At 67.4% G+C, this 20666-nt stretch carries 21 protein-coding genes and 1 tRNA gene; 12 read left to right on the plus strand and 10 right to left on the minus strand.

Annotated elements, in window-relative coordinates; genetic code table 11:
- Positions 1 to 25 precede the first annotated feature (25 nt).
- A complete protein-coding gene (locus tag AC3A6R_RS10900) occupies positions 26 to 922 on the plus strand; it encodes an SDR family NAD(P)-dependent oxidoreductase (protein ID WP_487862615.1) in 897 nt (298 codons plus the stop codon).
- Between the two features lie 22 nt (positions 923 to 944).
- Here the strand turns inward: AC3A6R_RS10900 and nth are convergent, their stop codons facing one another.
- Genes nth through AC3A6R_RS10915 form a run of 3 tightly spaced genes read right to left on the minus strand, consistent with a single transcriptional unit; the run spans position 945 to position 3197 of the window.
- Positions 945 to 1583 carry an endonuclease III gene (gene nth, locus AC3A6R_RS10905; RefSeq protein ID WP_487862616.1) on the minus strand — a complete coding sequence of 213 codons (639 nt, stop codon included), beginning with the start codon at positions 1581 to 1583 and terminating at the stop codon, positions 945 to 947.
- Positions 1580 to 2926, minus strand: a complete 1347-nt coding sequence (locus tag AC3A6R_RS10910) for a type II toxin-antitoxin system HipA family toxin (protein ID WP_487862617.1) — start codon at positions 2924 to 2926, stop codon at positions 1580 to 1582. Before AC3A6R_RS10910 ends, nth begins: the two co-directional genes overlap by 4 nt.
- Before the next feature lie 16 nt (positions 2927 to 2942).
- Positions 2943 to 3197, minus strand: a complete 255-nt coding sequence (locus tag AC3A6R_RS10915; protein ID WP_487862618.1) for a helix-turn-helix domain-containing protein — start codon at positions 3195 to 3197, stop codon at positions 2943 to 2945.
- A gap of 138 nt (positions 3198 to 3335) precedes the next feature.
- On the opposite strand from AC3A6R_RS10915, the gene AC3A6R_RS10920 reads away from it, so the two are divergent.
- The gene (locus AC3A6R_RS10920; RefSeq protein ID WP_487862619.1) at positions 3336 to 4523 is read left to right on the plus strand and encodes an aminotransferase-like domain-containing protein; all 1188 of its coding nucleotides are present in this window, start codon (positions 3336 to 3338) and stop codon (positions 4521 to 4523) included.
- 15 nt (positions 4524 to 4538) lie between these two features.
- Here AC3A6R_RS10920 and AC3A6R_RS10925 read toward each other — a convergent pair whose 3' ends face one another.
- On the minus strand, positions 4539 to 4766 hold the full coding sequence (locus AC3A6R_RS10925) for a hypothetical protein (RefSeq protein WP_487862620.1): 228 nt from the start codon (positions 4764 to 4766) through the stop codon (positions 4539 to 4541).
- A gap of 56 nt (positions 4767 to 4822) precedes the next feature.
- Here AC3A6R_RS10925 and AC3A6R_RS10930 point away from each other — a divergent pair, with 56 nt between their 5' ends.
- Positions 4823 to 5149 (plus strand): DUF6172 family protein, encoded by a 327-nt coding sequence (locus AC3A6R_RS10930; protein ID WP_487862621.1) that lies wholly within the window; start codon positions 4823 to 4825, stop codon positions 5147 to 5149.
- Between the two features lie 7 nt (positions 5150 to 5156).
- On the opposite strand, the gene AC3A6R_RS10935 is transcribed toward AC3A6R_RS10930, so the two are convergent.
- Genes AC3A6R_RS10935 through mfd form a run of 3 tightly spaced genes read right to left on the minus strand, consistent with a single transcriptional unit; the run spans position 5157 to position 10437 of the window.
- Entirely contained in the window at positions 5157 to 6251 is a 1095-nt protein-coding gene (locus tag AC3A6R_RS10935) for an Ldh family oxidoreductase (RefSeq protein ID WP_487862622.1), read from the minus strand.
- A complete protein-coding gene (serB, locus tag AC3A6R_RS10940; protein WP_487862623.1) occupies positions 6248 to 6958 on the minus strand; it encodes a phosphoserine phosphatase SerB in 711 nt (236 codons plus the stop codon). Before serB ends, AC3A6R_RS10935 begins: the two co-directional genes overlap by 4 nt.
- Positions 6955 to 10437: a transcription-repair coupling factor gene (mfd, locus tag AC3A6R_RS10945; protein ID WP_487862624.1), complete on the minus strand. Its 3483-nt coding sequence runs from the start codon at positions 10435 to 10437 to the stop codon at positions 6955 to 6957. Before mfd ends, serB begins: the two co-directional genes overlap by 4 nt.
- Before the next feature lie 70 nt (positions 10438 to 10507).
- Between mfd and ispD the strand changes: the two genes are divergently transcribed.
- Both ispD and ispF read left to right on the plus strand, forming a co-directional pair.
- On the plus strand, positions 10508 to 11272 hold the full coding sequence (gene ispD / locus AC3A6R_RS10950) for a 2-C-methyl-D-erythritol 4-phosphate cytidylyltransferase (protein WP_487864407.1): 765 nt from the start codon (positions 10508 to 10510) through the stop codon (positions 11270 to 11272).
- Positions 11269 to 11763, plus strand: coding sequence for a 2-C-methyl-D-erythritol 2,4-cyclodiphosphate synthase (ispF, locus tag AC3A6R_RS10955; protein WP_487862626.1), 495 nt, complete (start codon positions 11269 to 11271; stop codon positions 11761 to 11763). The genes ispD and ispF overlap by 4 nt, the downstream gene beginning before the upstream one ends.
- A gap of 19 nt (positions 11764 to 11782) precedes the next feature.
- On the opposite strand, the gene AC3A6R_RS10960 is transcribed toward ispF, so the two are convergent.
- Positions 11783 to 13162 carry a sensor histidine kinase gene (locus tag AC3A6R_RS10960; RefSeq protein WP_487862662.1) on the minus strand — a complete coding sequence of 460 codons (1380 nt, stop codon included), beginning with the start codon at positions 13160 to 13162 and terminating at the stop codon, positions 11783 to 11785.
- 76 nt (positions 13163 to 13238) lie between these two features.
- Positions 13239 to 13970, minus strand: a complete 732-nt coding sequence (ompR, locus tag AC3A6R_RS10965) for an osmolarity response regulator transcription factor OmpR (protein WP_487862627.1) — start codon at positions 13968 to 13970, stop codon at positions 13239 to 13241.
- A gap of 262 nt (positions 13971 to 14232) precedes the next feature.
- Between ompR and AC3A6R_RS10970 the strand changes: the two genes are divergently transcribed.
- Positions 14233 to 14508: a hypothetical protein gene (locus tag AC3A6R_RS10970; protein WP_487864408.1), complete on the plus strand. Its 276-nt coding sequence runs from the start codon at positions 14233 to 14235 to the stop codon at positions 14506 to 14508.
- 57 nt (positions 14509 to 14565) lie between these two features.
- Positions 14566 to 15270, plus strand: coding sequence for an SIMPL domain-containing protein (locus tag AC3A6R_RS10975; protein ID WP_487862629.1), 705 nt, complete (start codon positions 14566 to 14568; stop codon positions 15268 to 15270).
- Positions 15271 to 15299: 29 nt separating this feature from the next.
- Here the strand turns inward: AC3A6R_RS10975 and AC3A6R_RS10980 are convergent, their stop codons facing one another.
- On the minus strand, positions 15300 to 16070 hold the full coding sequence (locus tag AC3A6R_RS10980; protein ID WP_487862630.1) for a 3-hydroxybutyrate dehydrogenase: 771 nt from the start codon (positions 16068 to 16070) through the stop codon (positions 15300 to 15302).
- Between the two features lie 68 nt (positions 16071 to 16138).
- Between AC3A6R_RS10980 and AC3A6R_RS10985 the strand changes: the two genes are divergently transcribed.
- The 5 genes from AC3A6R_RS10985 to phaR all read left to right on the plus strand — a co-directional run bounded on the left by AC3A6R_RS10985 (position 16139) and on the right by phaR (position 20642).
- Positions 16139 to 17095, plus strand: coding sequence for an alpha/beta fold hydrolase (locus AC3A6R_RS10985; RefSeq protein ID WP_487864409.1), 957 nt, complete (start codon positions 16139 to 16141; stop codon positions 17093 to 17095).
- Positions 17096 to 17201: 106 nt separating this feature from the next.
- Positions 17202 to 19346: a RelA/SpoT family protein gene (locus AC3A6R_RS10990; protein ID WP_487862663.1), complete on the plus strand. Its 2145-nt coding sequence runs from the start codon at positions 17202 to 17204 to the stop codon at positions 19344 to 19346.
- A gap of 49 nt (positions 19347 to 19395) precedes the next feature.
- Positions 19396 to 19472, plus strand: a tRNA-Val gene (locus AC3A6R_RS10995).
- Between the two features lie 173 nt (positions 19473 to 19645).
- Complete coding sequence (locus tag AC3A6R_RS11000; protein ID WP_487859327.1) at positions 19646 to 20008, plus strand: hypothetical protein; 363 nt, start codon at positions 19646 to 19648, stop codon at positions 20006 to 20008.
- A gap of 73 nt (positions 20009 to 20081) precedes the next feature.
- A complete protein-coding gene (phaR, locus tag AC3A6R_RS11005; protein WP_487859326.1) occupies positions 20082 to 20642 on the plus strand; it encodes a polyhydroxyalkanoate synthesis repressor PhaR in 561 nt (186 codons plus the stop codon).
- Positions 20643 to 20666: the final 24 nt, after the last annotated feature.

Consider the following 20666-nt stretch of genomic DNA (forward strand, 5'->3'; position numbering starts at 1 on the left):
ACCGAGCGAACAAAGGAAAGCATCGATGCAAGACGAACAGACAAAGAAGCCACTGGCGGGCAGGGTGGCGGTGGTGACCGGCGCGAGCCGCGGCGCGGGGCGCGGCATTGCGGTGGAACTCGGTGCCGCGGGCGCCACCGTGTACGTGACCGGCCGCAGCACGCGGGCCCAGCCGGCCGAAAGCTATGGCGGCATTCTGGCGATGTCTCAACTCAAGGCGCTGCCGGGCAGCATCGACGACACGGCCGACGAGGTCACGCGCATGGGCGGGCAGGGCATCGCGGTGCGCTGCGACCACGCCGACGAAGCCGAGGTGGCCAGGCTCTTCGCGCAGGTGCATCGCGAGCAGGGCCGCATGGATGTGCTGGTTAACAACGCCTGGGGCGGGCACGAGAGCTTCGACGGCATTTTCGAGGCACCGTTCTGGGAGCACCCGCTTTCGCACTGGGACTCGATGTTCGACCGCGGCGTGCGCAACCACCTGCTCGCCAGCCGCTTCGCAGCGCCCGTGATGGTGGCGCAGAAGCGCGGCCTGATCGTGACCACGACCTTCTGGGACCAAGGCAAGTACCTGCGCGGCAACCTGTTCTACGACCTTGCCAAGTCCGCGATGAACCGGCTCGCATTCGGCATGGCCGAGGAACTGCGCCCGCACGGCGTCGCTTCGCTCGCGGTGTCGCCGGGCTGGATGCGCACCGAGTTCGTGCTCGCCGGCCACCAGACCGACGAGGCGCACTGGCAGGAGCGCCCGGCGCTTGCGCGGACCGAATCGCCGCGCTACCTGGGGCGCGCGGTCGCGGCGCTGGCGGGCGATGCGCAGGTGATCGAAAAGAGCGGCGGCGTGCACCGCGTGGCCGACCTGGCGCGGGAATACGGCTTTGTCGATGTCGACGGGCGGCAGGTCGAGGCGTTTGAACTCTAGGCCCGGCGCGGATTCAGGCGGACTACTGCGGGGCCGCCGTCTTCGGCTTGTAGTCGCAATACTGCGTCACCGCGCATTCCCAGCAGCGCGGCTTGCGCGCCACGCAGATGTAGCGTCCGTGCAGGATCAGCCAATGGTGTGCATGCAGCCGGAACTCGAAGGGCACGCGCTTCTCGAGCTTGAGCTCCACTTCGAGCGGCGTCTTGCCCGGCGCGAGACCGGTGCGGTTGCTGACGCGGAAGATGTGCGTGTCGACCGCGATCGTCGCCTCGCCGAAGGCCACGTTGAGCACCACGTTGGCGGTCTTGCGGCCCACGCCCGGTAGAGCTTCTAGCTCGGCGCGCGTGCGCGGCACCTCGCCGCCGTGCTCGACCAGCATGCGGCAGGTCTCGATCAGGTGCTTCGCCTTGCTGCGGTAGAGGCCGATGGTCTTGATGTACTCCTCGAGGCCCTCGACGCCGAGCCGCAGCATCGCCTGCGGCGTGTTCGCGACCGGGAAGAGCTTGCGCGTGGCCTTGTTCACGCCCACGTCGGTCGCCTGGGCCGACAGCAGCACGGCGGCCAGCAGCTCGAACGGCGTGGCGTATTCGAGCTCGGTTTCCGGCGTGGGGTTGGCGGCCTGGAGCGTGGCGAAGAAGGGGGCGATGTGGTCTTTTTTCATGGGGCTGTGTTGTTCTCTTGAGCAAGGCCGGCTTCAAAACGCTCGCATTGGGCGAGCACGCCGGTCCTGACGGCGCGCCATAGCGGCTCGGGGAAATCCACCGGCAGTTCCCGCTCGACACGCTGCAACGCGGCCGGCGCCCCGCCGACGAGTGCCAGCATGCCGTCGAACGCGTCGGCGACGCCCGTCTGCAGCGCCAGCGCACGCCAGTGGCGTGTCTGGATGGTGGAGAGCTGGTAGTGCGGGTTCTTCCCGCGCAAGGCGAGGGCGAGGCGCGCTTTGAAAGGCGACACCAGATTGGGCCCGTTGCCAATGATGGGCCACATCGACAGCATGTCGTAAAGCGGTGTCATCCGGTATTCACCGCCCCGGCGCAGAAAGATCGAATAGTTCTTCGCATGTCCGTCGGTCGCAGCCAGCAGCCAGAAGGCAAGCTGCGCGCGTGCGAAACCGGCCTTGTCGACCTGCGCGTTGCTGCTGCCGGAGAGCAGGGAGAGGATGCCTCGAACGCCAGGTCCACCATCGCTCTCGTACTTGAGGGCGGCAGGCGTGCCGGTGGCCTGGCAGAAGTCCTCCTGGGGCAGGCGGGCGATCCATCCACCGCCGTCCATCCAGCGCCGGTCGAAACGCTCGACGACGAGCACCTTTTGGTCGCCGAAGCGCCCGATGGTCGCGGGCGCTACCTCGAAGCCGAAAGCCGCCATCAGCCGGGCGCACAGCCATTCGTTCTCGACGGACTCGTTCATGTTCGCCCGCATGTTGCCGACCAGGCCGAGCGGCAGCTTGAGGATATGGGTCGTGGGTGTCGCGCCATGGGGGCGGTGCCATTGCGCGCCGATCCGCAGCAACGCGGTCTTTTCCTGCGCGCCGGCAATCGATATGCGCAGATCGTCGTCTGCGCCTTCCGCCTGGCCAGGCAACGGATCGCTTGTGACGTTGCGCAGCACCTGGGCGATCTTTTCCTCCGACAGCGCCTCGCTGTCGATGCGGTCGAAGGCGGGCGGCGCCTGCCCCTCGGGAAGCAGCTGGACGGCGCCCACACAATCGCGGCCGATCGCCGCCAGAAGATCGGCCGCGCCGGTGCCGGCGGCGCGGAAGCGCCGACGCAGCCGTTCGCGAATGCGATCGCTGTCCGGCAGCAGGTTGTCGAAGTAGTTTTCGACTGCGGGACCGCGCACTTCCTTCTCGCCGAGAGGTATCGGAAGCGACAGCGAGAGCGCGCGCACATTCCGCGAGCGCAACCATCCTTCGTCGTATTGCAGGGCCGGCACGCCGGTGCGCGTCCAGTACCAGACGCCGACGTATTCACCGTTCATCCAGATATCGAGCGCGCGTCGGGCCATGTCTTGGCTGCTCCGGTTACCAGTCCGCGGCGTCTTCGGGCCCCGGGAATGCGGCCTCGGCCGAGGCCAGGATCAGCCGCATGTCGAGCGCATGCAGCACCTGCATCAATTGCGCGACGTTGATGGCGCCAGGGTTCTTTTCGATGTCGGCCATCCGCGTCTGCTTGACGCCGATCAGCGCACCCAACTGGGCCTGCGTCAATCCGCGGGACTTCCGTAGCGACTTGAGATGCGTCGAGAGTTGTGCGGGCGAATGGATGATGGAGTGCATATTTACCGCCTAGGGGTGGTAAATGCAATTTATCGGCTTCAGACGATATTGTCAATATATCGCTGAAGGGCGATAAAACTTCGCAGGATTGTTGCGCCAGGCATTGGTGACAATAGCGCCCAGAAAGTGAGACCTCCCATGCAATTCGCTTCCCGCCTCGACAACGTCGAAACCTCCGCCATCCGCGAACTATTCAAGCTGCTCGGCAAGCCCGGCATCATCAGCTTTGCGGGGGGCTTTCCCGACAGCGCGATGTTCGACGTGGAGGGCCTGAAGGAGGCGAGCCAGAAGGCGCTGGCGGAGGAACCCGGCGGCGCGCTGCAGTACGGCGCCACCGAAGGCTACGAACCGCTGCGCACGCAGCTCTCCGCGTTCATGGGCACCAAGGGTGTCGAGGTCGATCCGAGCGGCCTGATCGTCACCACCGGCAGCCAGCAGGCGCTCGACCTGCTCGGCAAGACCATGATCTCGCCCGGCGACAAGGTGATTGTCGAGGGGCCGACTTTCCTGGCCACCATCCAGTGCTTTCGCCTCTATGGCGCGCAGCTCGTCAGCGCACCGATCGACGCCAACGGCGTGGACACCGATGCGCTCGAGAAACTCATCGCCGAGCACAAGCCGAAGTTCGTCTACCTGATCCCGACCTTCGGCAATCCGAGCGGCGCGACGCTGAGCCTCGAACGCCGCAAGAAGGTGCTCGAACTGGCCGTGAAGTACCAGACGCTGATGGTCGAAGACGATCCGTATGGCGACCTCTACTTCGGCGAAGCGCCGCCGCCGTCGATCATGGCGCTCGCCAAGGACGTGCCCGGCAGCCGCGAACTGATGGCGCACTGCGGCAGCCTCAGCAAGGTGCTGAGCCCGGGCCTGCGCGTGGGCTGGATGATCGCGCCGGCCGAACTGCTGGCCAAGGCGACGATGTGCAAGCAGTTCAGCGACGCCCACACCAGCACCTTCGCCCAGGCCACGGCCGCGCAGTACCTGAAGAGCGGCCGCATGCCGGCCACGCTGGCCCATGTGCGCGAGGTGTACGGCCAGCGCGCGCAGGCCATGGGCCAGGCGCTGAAACGCGAGCTCGGCGAGGCGGTGAGCTTCACGCAGCCGAACGGCGGCCTGTTCTTCTGGGCCCGCCTTACCGGCGCCAACGGCAAGCTGGCCGACGCGAACGAACTGGCCAAGCGCGCGATCGAGAAGCTGGTGGCCTTCGTGCCCGGCGCGCCGTTCTTTGCCGAGAAGCCCGACGTGGCGACGCTGCGGCTGAGCTTCGCGACGGCCGACTTGGCGAAGATCGAAGAGGGCGTGAAGCGCCTGGGCCAGGCCCTGTAGGAAGGCCCTCGTCCGTCAGGGCGAGCGGTGGAGGCGGGGCGCGGCCAGCAGCGCGAGGTTGTCGGCAATGGCCGCATCCACGTTCGGATAGCGGCCTTTCATTTTCGATAGCGTCATGATGGTCTGCAGCGCCTTCAGGTCCTTGACCGAGGGCGCGACCTTGATCTGCGCGATGGCCGCAGGTGCGTTGCCGCCGTTCACCAATGCCATCACCTTGCTTGCCCAGTCGTTCGCGCGCGCCATGTCTTCACCTGCTTTCCGTTGAATCGCCGACTGTACACAGCGGGTTAGGATCGACCATGAGAAAAACCTTTCAGCTTCAGGTCGAGGGCAAGCACCCCGACCGGCTCCTCGAAGCCATCAAACACGAGATCCGCAAGTACATCAAGCGCGAGCGCCGGCGCGACTTGCCCGAAGGCTCGGACTTCTGGGACTTCGACTGCCGGTTCGGCGCGGCGCAGGAATCCGCGGAACCCGTCCATCTGTCGGCCATCACGGGGCTCATCGACGGCATCGTGAAGGAGGGCGGCACGCAGTTCTACGTCGAGATCCTGGCCAAGGCGGGGAAGCGGCAGCCGCGCGCGGCGGGGGACGATGCGGCCGAGCCGCCGGCCGAAGAGGACTGATACCCGCTCAGAGCAGCGCCTGTGCCAGCTGCAGCCCGTGCCGCTGCTCGGCCTCCTGCAGCGAACGCGCGATCGACGGATGCAGCCGCACACCGTTTTCGGCTTGCGCCTCGCGCCGCTTCAGCCCGCCTTCACCCGGCAGCCGCACGGGCTTCGCGGGATCAATCGGCACATTGCCGCGGCACTGCGCCGCCACGTGGTCCATCTGGCGCAGGAACGCTTCCTTGCCGCCGAAGGCCTGCAGATCGTGCAGCGTGATGTGGACTGTCGCACCCCAGCCCTCGGGCGGATCGGCGCGACCATGGCCTGCGAGACCGGCCGTCAGCGTCTCGACCAGCAGTGCCATGCCGTAGCCCTTGTGGCCGTGGCTCAGGCCGCCGACCGGCAGCAGCGTGCCGGGTGGCTGGTCGAACAGCACCTGCGGATCGTTCGTCGGCCGGCCCGTGGCGTCGATCAGCCAGTCTTCCGCGAAGGTCTCGCCGGCCGCGCGCTTGCGGTTGCTCATGCCGTTGGTGGTGATCGAAGCCGAGATGTCGACCATCACGCCACCTTGCGAGAGCGGGAATCCCATCGCCAGCGGATTCGGCGTGAACACCGCCTGCGTGCCGCCGAAGGGCGCGACGCTGGCGGTGTTGGGGTCGGAGCAGGCGAGCAGCATCAGCATGTCTTCCTGCAGCGCGCGCAGCATGTACACCGCGAGGCAGGCGATGTGATGGCTGCGGCGGATCACGAGCGAGGCGGTGCCGAGCTCGCGCGCGCGCGGAATCAACAGGTCCATGCCCTGGTCCATGAGCCAGGGGCCGGGCAGGCGCTTGCCGTCCCAGAGCACAGCGGCGGGTCGATCGGACAACACCTCGGGGGCGCCGTCGGGCGTCATGCCGCCCGATTCGACCTCCTTCACATAGCCCGCCAGCAGCGCGAGGCCGTGTGTGTCGTGGCCCAGCAGGTCGCCTTCGACCAGCGTGCGCGCGATGCTGTCGGCCATCGACGCGGCGAGGCCGGCCTTTTGCAGCAGGGCGCTGGCGTAGTCGCGCAGCGCATCGGCGCGGTAGAGCGGGGCGGGCGGGGTGGGCGGGGTGGTTGGGTTGGCGGTGCCGCTCATTGCAGGATCTCCAGCAGGCGGTCGAGGCCGCCCTCGTTGATGGCCACCATGGCCTGTTCGCGGACCTTGGGCTTTGCGCGGTACGCCACCGACAGCCCGGCTTCGCCCATCATCGGCAGGTCGTTCGCGCCGTCGCCGACGGCAATGGTCTCTTGCGGCGAAATGCCCAGGAGCGATGCCACTTCGAGCAGCGTGCGGCGCTTCTCGGCGCCGTCGCAGATGTCGCCCCAGCTCTGCTGCACCACGCGGCCGGTGAGCTTGCCATCGGCTTCGTCGAGCAGGTTCGAGCGCGCGAAGTCGATGCCGAGACGGTCTTTCACGCGGTTGGCAAAAAAGGTGAAACCGCCCGACACCAGCAGCACCTTGAGCCCGGCCTTCTTGCAGGCCGCGACCAGCTCGGCCGCGCCGGGGTTGAGTTGGAGCCGCTCGTCGTAGACCTGCTGCAGCGCCGCGACCGGCACGCCCTCGAGCAGTGCCACGCGCCGGCGCAAGCTCTCCTTGAAGTCCTTGATCTCGCCGCGCATGGTGGCCTCGGTGATGGCCGCGACCTCGGCCTTCTTGCCCACGGCGTCGGCGATCTCGTCGATGCACTCGATGTTGATCAGCGTCGAATCCATGTCGAAGGCGATCAGCTTGAAATCGGCGAGAGCCAGCGGCGGCTTCACGCGCTGGAGGACGAGGCCGGGCGAAATTTCTGTAGCGCTCATGCGGGGGCGGTTTCCTTGACGAGGGGTTGTCCGAGGCTGCGCAGCACATCGCGCACCATCTGCGCACGGTCCTTCGGCTCTTTCAGTTCGCGCTCGATGCGCAGCTTCTCGTTGCCGGCGAGCTTGATGTGCTTGTTCTTCTGGATCAGCTGGATGATCGCCATCGAGTCGACCGGCGGATCCTTCTTGAACGTGATGTGGATGATGCCCGGCGCCGCATCGACCTTGACCACGCCATAGGGTCGGGCCAGCACGCGCAGCCGGTGCGTGTCGATCAGCGTCTGCGCCTGCGGCGGCAGCTTGCCGAAGCGGTCGACGATCTCCTCGAGCAGCGTGTCGATCTGGTCGGGCGTCTTGGCGGTGGCGAGCTTCTTGTAGAACGACAGCCGCAGGTGCACGTCGCCGCAGTAGTCGTCGGGCAGCAGGGCGGGGGCGTGCAGGTTGATCTCGGTCGTGACCGACAGCGGCGAGAGCAGGTCGGGCTCCTGGCCGGCCTTGAGCGAGCGAACCGCTTCGCTGAGCATCTCGTTGTAGAGCTGGAAGCCGATCTCCATCATGTTGCCGCTCTGGTTCTCGCCCAGCACCTCGCCGGTGCCGCGGATCTCGAGGTCGTGCATCGCGAGGTAGAAGCCCGAGCCCAGCTCCTCCATCTGCTGGATCGCATCGAGCCGCTGCGCCGCCTGCTTGGTAAGGCCCTCGGTGTCGGGCACCATCAGGTAGGCATAGGCCTGATGGTGCGAACGCCCGACGCGGCCGCGCAGCTGGTGCAGCTGCGCCAGGCCGAACTTGTCGGCGCGGCTCATCACGATGGTGTTGGCCGTGGGCACGTCGATGCCGGTTTCGATAATGGTCGAGCACAGCAGCAGGTTGTAGCGCTGCGCCACGAAGTCGCGCATCACGCGCTCGAGCTCGCGTTCGGGCATCTGGCCATGGGCCACGGCGATGCGCGCTTCGGGAAGAATCTCTTCGAGCTTCTGGCGCCGGTTCTGAATGGTCTCGACCTCGTTGTGCAGGAAATAGACCTGTCCGCCGCGCTTGAGTTCGCGCAGCACCGCCTCGCGGATCACGCCCGTGCCCTCGTTGCGCACGAAGGTCTTGATGGCCAGCCGGCGCTGCGGCGCGGTGGCGATCACGCTGAGGTCGCGCAGGCCTTCGAGCGCCATGCCCAGGGTGCGCGGGATCGGCGTGGCCGTGAGCGTGAGCACGTCGACCTCGGCGCGCATCGCCTTCATGGCCTCCTTGTGGCGCACGCCGAAGCGGTGTTCCTCGTCGATGATGAGCAGCCCCAGGTTCTTGAACTTGACCGACTGCGAGAGCAGCTTGTGCGTGCCGACCACGATGTCGACCGTGCCTTCGGCCAGGCCCTTGGCGGCAGTGGTGATCTCCTTGGCCGAGCGGAAGCGGCTCATCTCGGCCACCTTGACCGGCCACTTGGCGAAGCGGTCGACCAGGGTCTGGTAGTGCTGCTCGGCCAGCAGCGTGGTGGGCGCCAGGAATGCAACCTGCTTGCCGCCGGTGACCGCGATGAAGGCGGCACGCAGTGCCACCTCGGTCTTGCCGAAGCCGACGTCGCCGCAGACCAGCCGGTCCATCGGCTGGGGCGAAATCATGTCCTGCACCACGGCGTGGATGGCGGCCTTCTGGTCGGCGGTTTCCTGGAAGCCGAAGTCGTTGGAGAACACCTCGTAGTCGGCGGCCGAAAAGCGGAACGCATGGCCCTCGCGCGCCGCACGGCGTGCGTAGATGTTGAGCAGCTCGGCGGCGGAGTCGCGCACCTGCTCGGCGGCCTTGCGCTTGGCCTTGTCCCACTGGCCGGAACCCAGCTTGTGCAGCGGCGCCTCGTCGGCGCTGACGCCGGTATAGCGGCTCACCAGGTGCAGCTGTGACACGGGCACGTAGAGCGTGGCCTTGTCGGCATATTCGAGGTGCAGCATTTCCTGCAGCAGCGGCTTGCCCTGGGCATCGACGCCCTGGCCGAGGTCCATGTGGATCAGCCCGCGGTAGCGGCCGATGCCGTGCGCCGAGTGGACCACCGGGTCGCCGACGTTGAGTTCGGACAGGTCCTTGATCAGCGCCTCGACGTCGCTGACCTGCTCCTGCTTCTTGTTGCGCCGGCGCGTGGTCGGCGCGGTGGCGAAGAGCTCGGTCTCGGTGACGAAGTCGATGCCCTGTTCGCGCCAGGCAAAGCCGGCGGCCACCGCGGCGGTCGCGATGCCGATCTTCTCGTCGCCCGAGGCCTCGAACTCGGCCAGCGTGTCGAAGGCCGGTGGGCTCACGCCGCTCGCGCGCAGGAAGTCGAGCAGGCTCTCGCGCCGCCCGTCGCTCTCGGCGATCACCAGCACGCGGTGCGCCGTGGCCGCGATGTGGGCCTTCAGCCCGACCAGCGGATCCTCGGCGCCGCGGACCACCGCGAAAGGCGGGAGCCGGTCGAACTCGGCATAGGGCGTCTCGGTGGGCACGTCGCCGCGGATGGCGAGTTGCGCATGCGGCTTGGCGCGCTGGTAGAACTGCTCGGCGCTCAGGAACAGCGCCTCGGGCGGCAGGGCCGGGCGTTCGGGGTCGCCCTGCACGAGCCGGTAGCGCTCGTTCGTGTCCTGCCAGAAATGCTGGAACGCGGGTTCGAGCTCGCCATGCAGCACCACGGTGGCGTCGGGCCCGAGGTAGTCGAACACCGTGGCCGTCTCGTCGAAAAAGAGCGGCAGGTAGTACTCGATGCCCGCGGTCGCCACGCCGTTGCCCATGTCCTTGTAGATGCGGCTCTTGGTCGGGTCGCCTTCGAGCAGCTCGCGCCAGCGGCTGCGAAAGCGCGCGCGGGCATCGTCGTCCATCGGGAACTCGCGGCCCGGCAGCAGGCGCACCTCGGGCACGGGGTAGAGGCTGCGCTGGGTGTCGGGGTCGAAGGTGCGGATCGAGTCGATCTCGTCGTCGAACAGGTCGACGCGGAACGGCACCAGCGAGCCCATCGGGAACAGGTCGATCAGGCCGCCGCGCACCGCGTACTCGCCCGGGCTCACCACCTGTGTCACATGGCTGTAGCCGGCCAGCGTGAGCTGGGCCTTGAGCTTCGATTCCTCGAGCTTCTGCCGCGCCTTGAAATGGAAGGTGTAGCCGGCCAGAAAGGCGGGCGGCGCCAGCCGGTATAGGGCGGTGGTGGCGGGCACCAGCACCACGTCGGCTTCCTTCTGGCTGATGCGCCAGAGCGTGGCGAGCCGCTCGCTGATCAGGTCCTGGTGCGGCGAGAAGCTGTCGTACGGCAGCGTTTCCCAGTCGGGAAAGAGCGCGCAGCGCAGATCGGGCGCGAAGAAGGCGATCTCGTCGATGAGCCGCTGCGCGTCGTTGGCGTCGGCGGTGAACATCGCGGTGGCGCGACCGGCGGCCTTCTCGCGCATGCCGAGCTGCGCGAGCAGCAGCGCATCGGCCGACATCGGGGGACGCGGCAGCGTGAAACGCTTGCCCGCCGTGAGGTGGGGGAGGTCCATGGATGGCTTACTGGAATGCACAACACCCCGCGCCGGGTGGCGAGGGGTGTGTGAAGCCGCCAATTCTAGAATGGCGGCCCCTTGTCCGCTTGCCGGCACCCGCTGGCGTTCCGCCCCCATGTCTTCGTCGTCCCGATTTTTCGTGTTGATTCCCTGCGCCGGCACCGGCCACCGCGCGGGCGGCGCCGAGCCCAAGCAATACCAGCGGATTGCGGGGGCATCGATGGTGGCCCATACCGTGGCGGCCTTTCGCGCGCTCGCGGGCCGCTTCGCGGGACTGGCGGTGGTCGTGTCGCCGGACGACCGCGACCTGCAGGCAGCGCTGCCGCGCTTTCCGGCCGAAGGCGAATACCTGTTGCAGGTCGGGGGCGTGACGCGCGCGGCCACGGTGCGCAACGGCCTGGTGGCGTTGCGGCAGAAGGGCGCCGGCGCGCACGACTGGGTGCTGGTGCATGACGCGGCGCGCTGCCTCGTCACGTCGAGCCAGGTCGAGGCGCTGATCGCCGCCTGCGAGCACGACGCGGTGGGCGGGCTGCTGGCGCAGCGGCTGGCCGACACGCTGAAGGTGTCGTCGCCCGACAGCCGGGTGTCGCAGACCCTGCCGCGGGCCGACAAATGGCTGGCCCAGACGCCGCAGATGTTTCGCATCGGCATGCTGCTCGATGCGCTCGAGCGTGCCGGCGACGCGGTGACCGACGAAGCCGGCGCGATCGAGGCGCTCGGGCTCGCGCCGCTGCTGGTGCCGGGCAGCGCGCAGAACTTCAAGGTCACCTTTCCGGAAGACTTCGCGCTCGCCGAAGCGGTGCTGCTCGGGCGCAAGAAGGGCGTGGCATGACGGCACCGTTCGACATCCGCGTGGGCGAGGGCTGGGACGTGCACCAGCTCGTGTCCGGGCGCAAGCTGATCCTGGGCGGCATCGAGGTGCCGCACACCACCGGGCTCCTGGGCCATTCGGACGCCGACGTGCTGCTGCACGCGATCACCGATGCGCTGCTCGGCGCGGCGGGCCTGGGCGACATCGGGCGGCATTTTCCCGACACCGACGCGCAGTTCCGCGGCGCGGATTCGGCCGTGCTGCTCGCCGAGGCGGCGCGCCGGGTGCGGGCCGAGGGCTGGGAGATCGGCAACGTCGACAGTACCGTGATCGCGCAGGCCCCCAAGCTCGCGCCGCATATCGGCGCCATGTGCCAGCGCATTGCCCAGGTGCTGGGGCTCGTGCCCGGCCAGGTCAACGTGAAGGCCAAGACGGCCGAGAAGCTGGGGCCCGTCGGCGAGGGCCGCGCGATGGAGGCGCGCGCGGTGGTGCTGTTGCACCGCGCCCGCTGAGCATCGGGGCCGCCGACGCCTACGCGTCCGGCATCGCGCGCGGCATGCGGATGTGCGCCGCCAGGCCGCGGCCCGGCGTGCTAGTGAGCGCGAAGGTGCCGCCCATGCGCTCGATGTTCTTTGCCACGATGGACAGCCCGAGACCGGCGCCCGCGGCCGATGTGCGTGCCACATCGCCACGGAAGAAGGGCTTGGTCAGTTGGGTCAGCAGCACCGGATCGACGCCGGCCCCATGGTCGCGCACCTTGATCAGCACCGCATCGTTGTTGGCCTGCGCCTGGATGACCACGTCGGCCACGCCGGTGGAGGGCGTCTTGCCGTAGCGCCGCGCGTTCTCCACCAGGTTGGAGATCACCCGCGTGAGCTCGACCTCGTCGCCGAGCACGCGCAGATCGGGCGCCACGTCGACGCGGATGTTCATCTCCTCGTAGTCCTGCACGGCGTAGGTGCAGGCGTCGACCACGTCGCGCAGCAGCACCGGTCGCGGCACCACGTGGTCGGGGCGCGCGTAGTCGAGGAACTTGTCGATGATCGCGTCGAGCTGCGCGATGTCGGCGGCCATGTGGTCGCGCGCGTCCTCGTCCTGCACGCTCATCTCGGTCTCGAGACGCAGCCGCGCGAGCGGCGTGCGCAGGTCGTGCGAGATGCCGGCCAGCATGATGGCGCGGTCCTGCTCGATCTTGGCGAGCTGGTCGGCCATGCGGTTGAAGCCGATGTTGACCGCGCGGATCTCGTTGGTGCGCGCGCTCTCGTCGAGGCGATGGGCTTCGTATTCGCCCTCGCGCACCTGCAGGGTGGCGCGCGACAGCTGCTTGAGCGGCAGGTTGATCAGGCGCGTGATCAGCGCCGCGCCGGCCAGCGACAGCGCCATGGCCGTGCTGAGCCACACCAGCCAGGTGCGGCCGCCCACGCGGCTGAAGCGCGTCGGGTCGAGCAGCAGCCAATAGGCATCGCTCTCGATCGTGAAGCCGATCCACAGGCCGGCCTCGTCGTTGACGCGGCTCGCCACGGTGGTGCCGTCGCCGAGCCGCTCCATGAGCTCTTCGGTCACGCGCTGGTCGAGCGCGCCGCTGGTGTAGGGCTGGAAGCGGTCGTTGGGTTCGCGCGGCAGGATGCGCACGCCTTCCTGGTCGGCCAGCGTCTTGATCAGCGACACGCGCGTGATCGCGTCCGAGTACACCAGCGCCGCGCGCGTGAGGTTCACGAGCGAAGCGATCTGGTGCGCGGTCTGGATGGCGCGCGGTTCGTATTCGAGGGAACGGAAAGTCTGCAGCCAGGCCACGGTGCAGCCGATCAGCAGCAGCGCGAGCAGGAAGAAGGTGCGCCAGAAAAGGCTGAAGCCGAGCTTCAGCCCCCGGCGGCGCCCACGCTGCCCGCTGCCCTCGAGCGGGCTCGGCATCGTGACCTGGGCGCCGTCTTCCTGGGCTGGGTCGTGTCTTTCCGATTGCAGGCCGATGGCCACCACCTCGTTTTGGTCAGGCGGTGCCGTCCGGCACGAACACGTAGCCCACGCCCCACACGGTCTGGATGTAGCGCGGTGCCGCGGCATCGGCCTCGACCAGCTTGCGCAGGCGCGAGATCTGCACGTCGAGGCTGCGGTCGAAGGGCTCGAACTCGCGGCCGCGCGCGAGCTGGGCCAGCTTCTCGCGCGACAGCGGCTGGCGCGGATGGCGCACCAGTGCCTTCAGCATCGCAAACTCGCCGGTGGTCAGCGAGAGTTCCTCGCCGTCCTTCTTGAGCGTGCGCGAGCCGAGGTCGAAGGTGAAGGGCCCGAAGGTCACGGTCTCGTTCTCGGTCGACGGGGCTCCGGGCGCCTCGAGCGGCGGACGGCGGCGCAGCACCGCATGCACGCGCGCCAGCAGCTCGCGCGGGTTGAACGGCTTGCCCAGGTAGTCGTCGGCGCCGACCTCGAGGCCGACGATGCGGTCGACGTCTTCGCCCTTGGCGGTGAGCATGATGATCGGCGTGCGATCGTTGGCGGCGCGCAGGCGGCGGCAGACGGACAGGCCGTCCTCGCCGGGCATCATCAGGTCAAGCACGATCAGGTCGACCGTGTCGCGCAACAGGATGCGGTTGAGCGCCTTGCCGTCCTCGGCCACGATCACTTCGAAGCCTTCCTGGGTCAGGTAGCGGCGGAGCAGATCACGGATGCGGGCGTCGTCGTCGACGATCACGATCTTGTCGGTGCGAGCGGGAACTTGAGTCATTTCTACAACGATGAATTTGTAACAGCGCCGATTCTGAAGGCGTTGGGGACCGGTTGAGCCGGTTTTACTTATGGTTTGACACTAAGTTACAAAACTTGCGGACGCTCGCTGTCTAGTCATCCGACGTTAGCTCAGCAGTGGCAAAGTCGGTCTGTCTGCTGATCTTTGCTCAATGAGAACCTTTATTCCCGCGCTGCCGATCGTCGTTGCATGTACTTGCTGTCCTGCCTGGGCCGTTGCCGGCGGGGGTGAGTTTCTCCGGGTGGGCGATTCGCGTCGCAGCGAGGTGCGCGAGGCAGTGGCCGCCCACCGCGCCGCGCAGCGCGACGAGATCCGGCGTGAGGAAGCCGCGGCCGGCAGGCGGCTGACGGCGGCCGAGCTCCAGGAGTTGCGCCAGCAGGTGCGGGCACAATGGATCCCGCCGGGCACCCCGGCGCCCATGCATTCGGCCGAATCGCAGGCGGCCGAGCGGCTCGCACCGGAACCGCCGATGTCCGCCGCCCGCGCCTTGACCTTGCCCCGCAGCCAGCGCCGCTGAAGCGGCGCGGCCGCCGGTGATCTTCATCCAACAACCTATCGCAGGGAGCATCTTGCCTTGAACAAACTCACATCCGTCGTGGCCGTCATTGCACTGGTCGCAGCCGCCGGAAGCGCCACGGCACAGAACCTGGCCGCGCCGCCGCAGAACGTGCTGCAGCTCACGGCCACGGGTACCGTCGAAGTGCAGCAGGATCTGCTGAGCATGACGCTCACCACCACGCGAGACGCCGCCGATGCCGCAACGGTCCAGTCGCAGCTCAAGACGGCCGTCGATGCCGCGCTGGCGGAAGCGAAGAAGAACGTCCAGCCCGGCCAGCTCGACGTGCGCACCGGCAACTTCAGCCTCTCGCCGCGCTACACGCGCGAGGGCAAGATCAATGGCTGGCAGGGCACGGCCGAAATGGTGCTCGAGGGCCGCGATTTCCCGCGCATCACGCAGACGGCGGGCCGAATCACGACGCTCAACGTCGGCAATGTGGGCTTCGCGCTGAGCCGGGAGCAGCGCGCCAAGAGCGAGACCGAGGCCCAGACGATCGCGATCGACAACTTCAAGCAGAAGGCGACCGAGCTCGCCAAGGGTTTTGGCTTCAGTGGCTATACGCTGCGCGAGGTATCGGTGAACGCGAACGACAGCGGCCCGATTCGCCCGCGCATGATGGCCGCCGCCGCTGCCAAGTCCTACGCCGATGCGCCGGTGCCGGTCGAAGCGGGCAAGACCAGCGTGATCGTGAACGTCTCGGGCTCGGTGCAACTCAAGTAGCCTGCGACCGGTCGCCCGTTGGTCGCCCGCTATTGGGCGGTCCAGCCGCCGTCCATCTGCCAGGCGACGCCGCGCACCTGGTCGGCCGCCGGCGAGCACAGGAACGCCGCGAGGCCGCCGAGCTGCTCGACGGTGGTGAACTGCAGCGAAGGTTGCTTCTCGCCGAGCAGTTCGTTCTTGGCCTGTTCCACCGTCATGCCTTCGCGTTCCGCGCGATCGTCGATCTGCTTTTGCACCAACGCGGTCAGCACCCAGCCGGGACAGATGGCATTGCAGGTGATGCCGGTGGTGGCGGTCTCGAGCGCCACCGACTTGGTGAGCCCCACGATGCCGTGCTTGGCCGCGACGTAGGCCGACTTCTGGGCCGAGGCGACGAGCCCATGGGCCGACGCGACATTGATGATGCGTCCCCAATTGGCTTCACGCATCGCAGGCACCGCGAGCCGCGTCGTGTGGAACGCGCTGGTGAGATTGATCGCGATGATCGCGTCCCAGCGCTCGGGCGGGAAGTCTTCCACTTTCGCGACATGCTGGATGCCGGCGTTGTTGACGAGGATGTCGATACGCCCGAATGCCGAGGCGGCGAACTTCATCATGTCCTCGATCTCGGCGGGCTTGCTCATGTCGGCGCCGTGGTATTCGGCGCGCACGCCGAGCGCTTCGACCTGGGCCTTCGGCGCCAGGAAATCGCCGAAGCCGTTGAGCACGATCTGGGCGCCTTGCTGGGCCAGCGTCTTCGCGATGGCGAGGCCGATCCCGCTGGTGGACCCCGTGACAAGCGCGGTTTTGCCTTTAAGCATAAAGATGGATCTCCGGATGAATTAGGATGCGACGAGACCATTATCCGCACCAGAACGATTTCGTTTTCATGACCGACCCGACGCTTCGTGACGTGGCGTGCGATGACGCCCAGGGCGGCCATCGCATGGCTTATTGGCAGTGGGGCGACGCGCGCAGTCCGCGCGTGGTGGTCTGCGTGCATGGCCTGACGCGGCAGGGGCGCGACTTCGACGTGCTGGCCCGGGCCATCGTGGCGCAGGCCGGCGGCGATGTGCGCGTGGTCTGCCCCGACGTTGCTGGCCGCGGCCGCAGCGACTGGCTGCGCGATCCCGCGCTCTACCAGGTGCCGGTGTATGCGGCCGACATGCTCGCGCTGGTCGCGCAGCTGCACCGCGAACAGCCGGTCGAGACGCTCGACTACGTCGGCACCAGCATGGGTGGGCTGATCGGCTTCGTGCTCGCAGGCCATCGCGAGCTGCCGCTCGTGCGGCCGATACGCCGCTTCGTGGTGAACGACGTCGGCCCGACGATCGAAGCCGCCGCACTCCAGCGCATCGCGGCCTACGTGGGGCAGGGCGGCCGTTATGACAGCCTCGAGGCCGCCGCCGATGCGATGTGGGCAATCTCTACCAGCTTCGGTCCGCACACGCGTGAAGAGTGGCTGGCGCTCTCGCGGCACATGGTGGTGCCGGCGTCCCGGCGTACGGCCGATGGCAAGGCGAAGCTCGATGGTGCGGGCGACGACGGCGAGGCCGGCCCCCGCGTGCTTCACTACGACCCGGCCATCGCCATCGCACTGCGTGCCATCACGCCGGAGGCTGCGGCGCATGGTGGCGCCGTGATGTGGAGCCTCTACGACGCCATCGAGGCACGCACGCTCGTGACGCGCGGCGCCGACTCCGATCTGCTGTCGCGCGCCACGGCGCAGGCCATGACGCAGCGCGGACCGCGCGCGGCGCTGGTCGAGTTCGAGGGCGTGGGCCATGCGCCCACCTTTGTCGATGCCGCGCAGGTGTCCGCCGTTATTTCCTTTCTGTTCGAGTGAGTCCCAGGTGAAGCGAGAGTCCTCGAGCCTCCAAACGGCCACCACGCCCGAGCTGGCCGTGGTCGACTATCCGTTGTCCGCCGCCACGGCCGACCGCACGCCGGTGATGGCGAACATGCTGGCGCGCGCGCGCGCATTTGCCGAGCCGCTGATCGCCGACGAAACCCTCGACACCGGCGAGAACACGCTCTCCCATGCCGACGCGGTGGCGGCGATCGTCGCGAAGATGGGCGGCTCCGAGGCCATGCAGGCAGCGAGCTACCTGGTGTATGCCTGCCCGCACCTCAACCGCCCGCAGGAAGTGATCGCCAAGGTGTTCGGCGAAAACTTCGCGGCGCTGGCCGTCGAGACCACCAAGCTGGTGCGGGTGCAGGAGCAGGCGCGCTCGGCTTCGCAGGGGCAGCACCTGGGCGAAGGCGCCGGTGCCGCGCAGACCGAGAACGTGCGCAAGATGCTGCTGGCGTTCTCGCGCGACCTGCGGGTGGTGATGCTGCGCCTGGCGTCGCGGCTGCAGACGCTGCGGCATGCGGCGGCCAGCAAGCGGCCGGCGCCCGAGAGCGTGGCGCGCGAGTCGCTGCAGGTGTTCGCGCCGCTCGCCAACCGCCTCGGCATCTGGCAGGTCAAGTGGGAGCTCGAAGACCTCTCGTTCCGCTTTCTCGAGCCCGAGACCTACAAGCTGATCGCGCGCCTGCTCGACGAGAAGCGCGTCGAGCGCGAGGGCCACGTCGAGCAGCTGCGCTCGCAGCTCGAAAACGAACTGCAGGCCGAAGGTGTGCGCGCCGCCGTGCAGGGCCGGCCGAAGAACATCTACAGCATCGTCAAGAAGATGCGCGGCAAGTCGCTCGACTTTGGGCAGGTGTTCGACATCCTCGCGCTGCGCGTGGTGGTGCCCGACGTCAAGGACTGCTACGCCGCGCTGGCCTGGGTGCATTCGCATTTCGAGCCGATCGACGAGGAGTTCGACGACTACATCGCGCGGCCCAAGCCCAACGGCTACCAGTCGCTGCACACCGTGGTGCGCGAACTCGTCGACGGCAAGCCCGGCAAGCCGATCGAGATCCAGATCCGCACCGAGGAAATGCACGACCATGCCGAGCACGGCGTCGCCGCGCACTGGGCCTACAAGGAAGCGGGCCACAAGGGCTATGCGGGCGTGTGGGCCAGCGGCGAGTACGACGCGAAGATCGCCGTGCTGCGGCAGTTGCTGGCCTGGGAGCGCGATCTCTCGGGCGGGCTGCAGGGGCAGGGGCTTTTCGACGACCGGATCTACGTGCTCACGCCCGATGCGGCCATCGTCGAGTTGCCGCAGGGCGCTACGGCGGTCGACTTTGCCTACACCGTGCACACCTCGCTCGGGCACCGGTGCCGCGGTGCGCGCGTGGACGGCGCGATGGTGCCGCTCAACACGCCGCTGTCGAACGGCCAGACGGTCGAGATCATCGCGGCCAAGGAAGGCGGCCCTTCGCGCGACTGGCTGAATGCCGAATTGGGCTATCTCGCCAGCCACCGAGCGCGCGCCAAGGTGCGCGCCTGGTTCAATGCGCAGATCACGCACGAGACCGTGGCGCGCGGACGCGAGGCGGTCGAGAAGCTGCTGCAGCGCGAAGGCAAGACCGCGACGCGGCTCGAAGACCTCGCGTCGCAGCTCGGATTCAAGTCGGCGGACCAGCTGTTCGAAGTGGTGGGCAAGGACGAGTTCTCGCTGCGCAACATCGAGATGCTGCTGCGTCCGCCCGAGCCTGCGCCCAACCCCGACGACGGCGTGCACTTCAAGAAGCCGCGCGCCAGCGAAAAGTCGGGCAAGGGCGGTGTGCTGGTGGTCGGTGTTTCGTCGCTGATGACGCAGCTTGCAAAGTGCTGCAAGCCGGCACCCCCCGATGCCATCAGCGGCTTCGTGACGCGTGGCCACGGCGTGAGCGTGCACCGCAGCGACTGCAGCAACTTTCGCATGATGGCCTCGCGCGACATCGGGCGCGTGATCGACGTCGAGTGGGGCGCCACGAAGGGCGGCGAGTCCCCGATGTATGCCGTCGACGTGGCGGTGGAAGCGTCGGACCGGCAGGGCCTGCTGCGCGACATCTCCGATGTGTTCGCGCGCGAGAAGATGAATGTGATCGGCGTGCAGACGCAATCGGTCAAGGGCACGGCATGGATGACGTTCACCGTCGAGATCACCGACGCGGCCCGGCTTGCACAGGTGCTCGGGGCAGTGACGGCAGTGGCCGGCGTGCGATCTGCACGCCGCCGCTGAAAAACAGTGTTTTCTCCTGCTACAATAGCGGCTTCTCGGACACATCCTTAGGCGCGTAGCTCAGCTGGTTAGAGCACCACCTTGACATGGTGGGGGTCGTTGGTTCGAGTCCAATCGCGCCTACCAAGTTTCCCCTCTGAAGAAGACCAGTCTTCAGGCTCTCGGGGAAATTCAGGGAAGAATTCCTTCCCTCCAGCATTCCACCCGCTGAAGCAGACAAAGACCATGGCCATGTTGTTGTGCTACCTTGGCCGTTCTGCCATTTCTTTTCGATTTTCTTGACAAGCGATCTGATGAAAATGCGATCGACATACGTCGATCGGGCCGCTGACGAGCGACGTCTGGCCGCATTGCTCAAACAGGCCCCGGTGGAATTTGCGCGTGCGGTCTACGGTATCAACGACCATGCGAGCGGCCGCACCGAGACCATGGCCGCACGCGAGATCGCAAGGGCACTTCGCCAGGGCGTGCCGGTGACGCAGGAGCGTGCCGAACAGCGCGCTCGCGCCTACCTGCCGACGGCCGGCCACGAGCACTGCCCGCGTTGCTGGGTGGTCTACGGCCACAAGAATCCACTGCGGTTCCGGCAAGCCAGCGATGAACGTCCCGAGACCGCCGCCTGCAACGCATGCGGCGCCGAGTACGCGACCACCGTCGATTGAGCCACTCCGCGCGCGGTCAGGGTAAACCTTGTCGCGATGCAGCAAAACCGCTACCTAGAATCGTTCGCATGACATGGACTTCCATGTAGAGGAGTGCGCAGTGCAGAGCAAGAAGTCCGGGGTCAAGCCGGTGCAACGTGTCATCAAGAAGTACCCCAACCGAAGGCTCTACGACACCGAGACGTCCACCTACATCACGCTCACCGAGGTGAAACAGTTGGTGGTACAGAATGCACAGTTCGTGGTGCGCGACGCCAAGTCCGGCGACGACCTCACGCGCAGCATCCTGCTGCAGATCATTCTCGAAGAGGAAGCGGGGGGCGCGCCGATGTTCACCGAGCAGGTGCTGGCCAACATCATCCGGTTCTATGGGCAGGCGATGCAGGGCTACATGGGCCCTTATCTCGAGAAGAACATCCAGGCCATGACCGAAGTCCAGGCGCAACTCGCCGAGAAGGCCGAAGGCCTGACGCCGGAGATGTGGTCGCGCTTCATGAGCATGCAGTCGCCAATGCTGCAGGGGCTCATGGGCAACTACGTCGAGCAGTCCAAGAACGTCTTCCTGCAGATGCAGGAGCAGATGCAGAAGAACACCGAGCAGGTGCTGGGCGCCTTCGGCATCAAACGCCCCTGAATCCCCGCCCCGGCCGATAGCTGG

Source organism: Variovorax sp. Soil_C_19, from assembly GCF_057657255.1.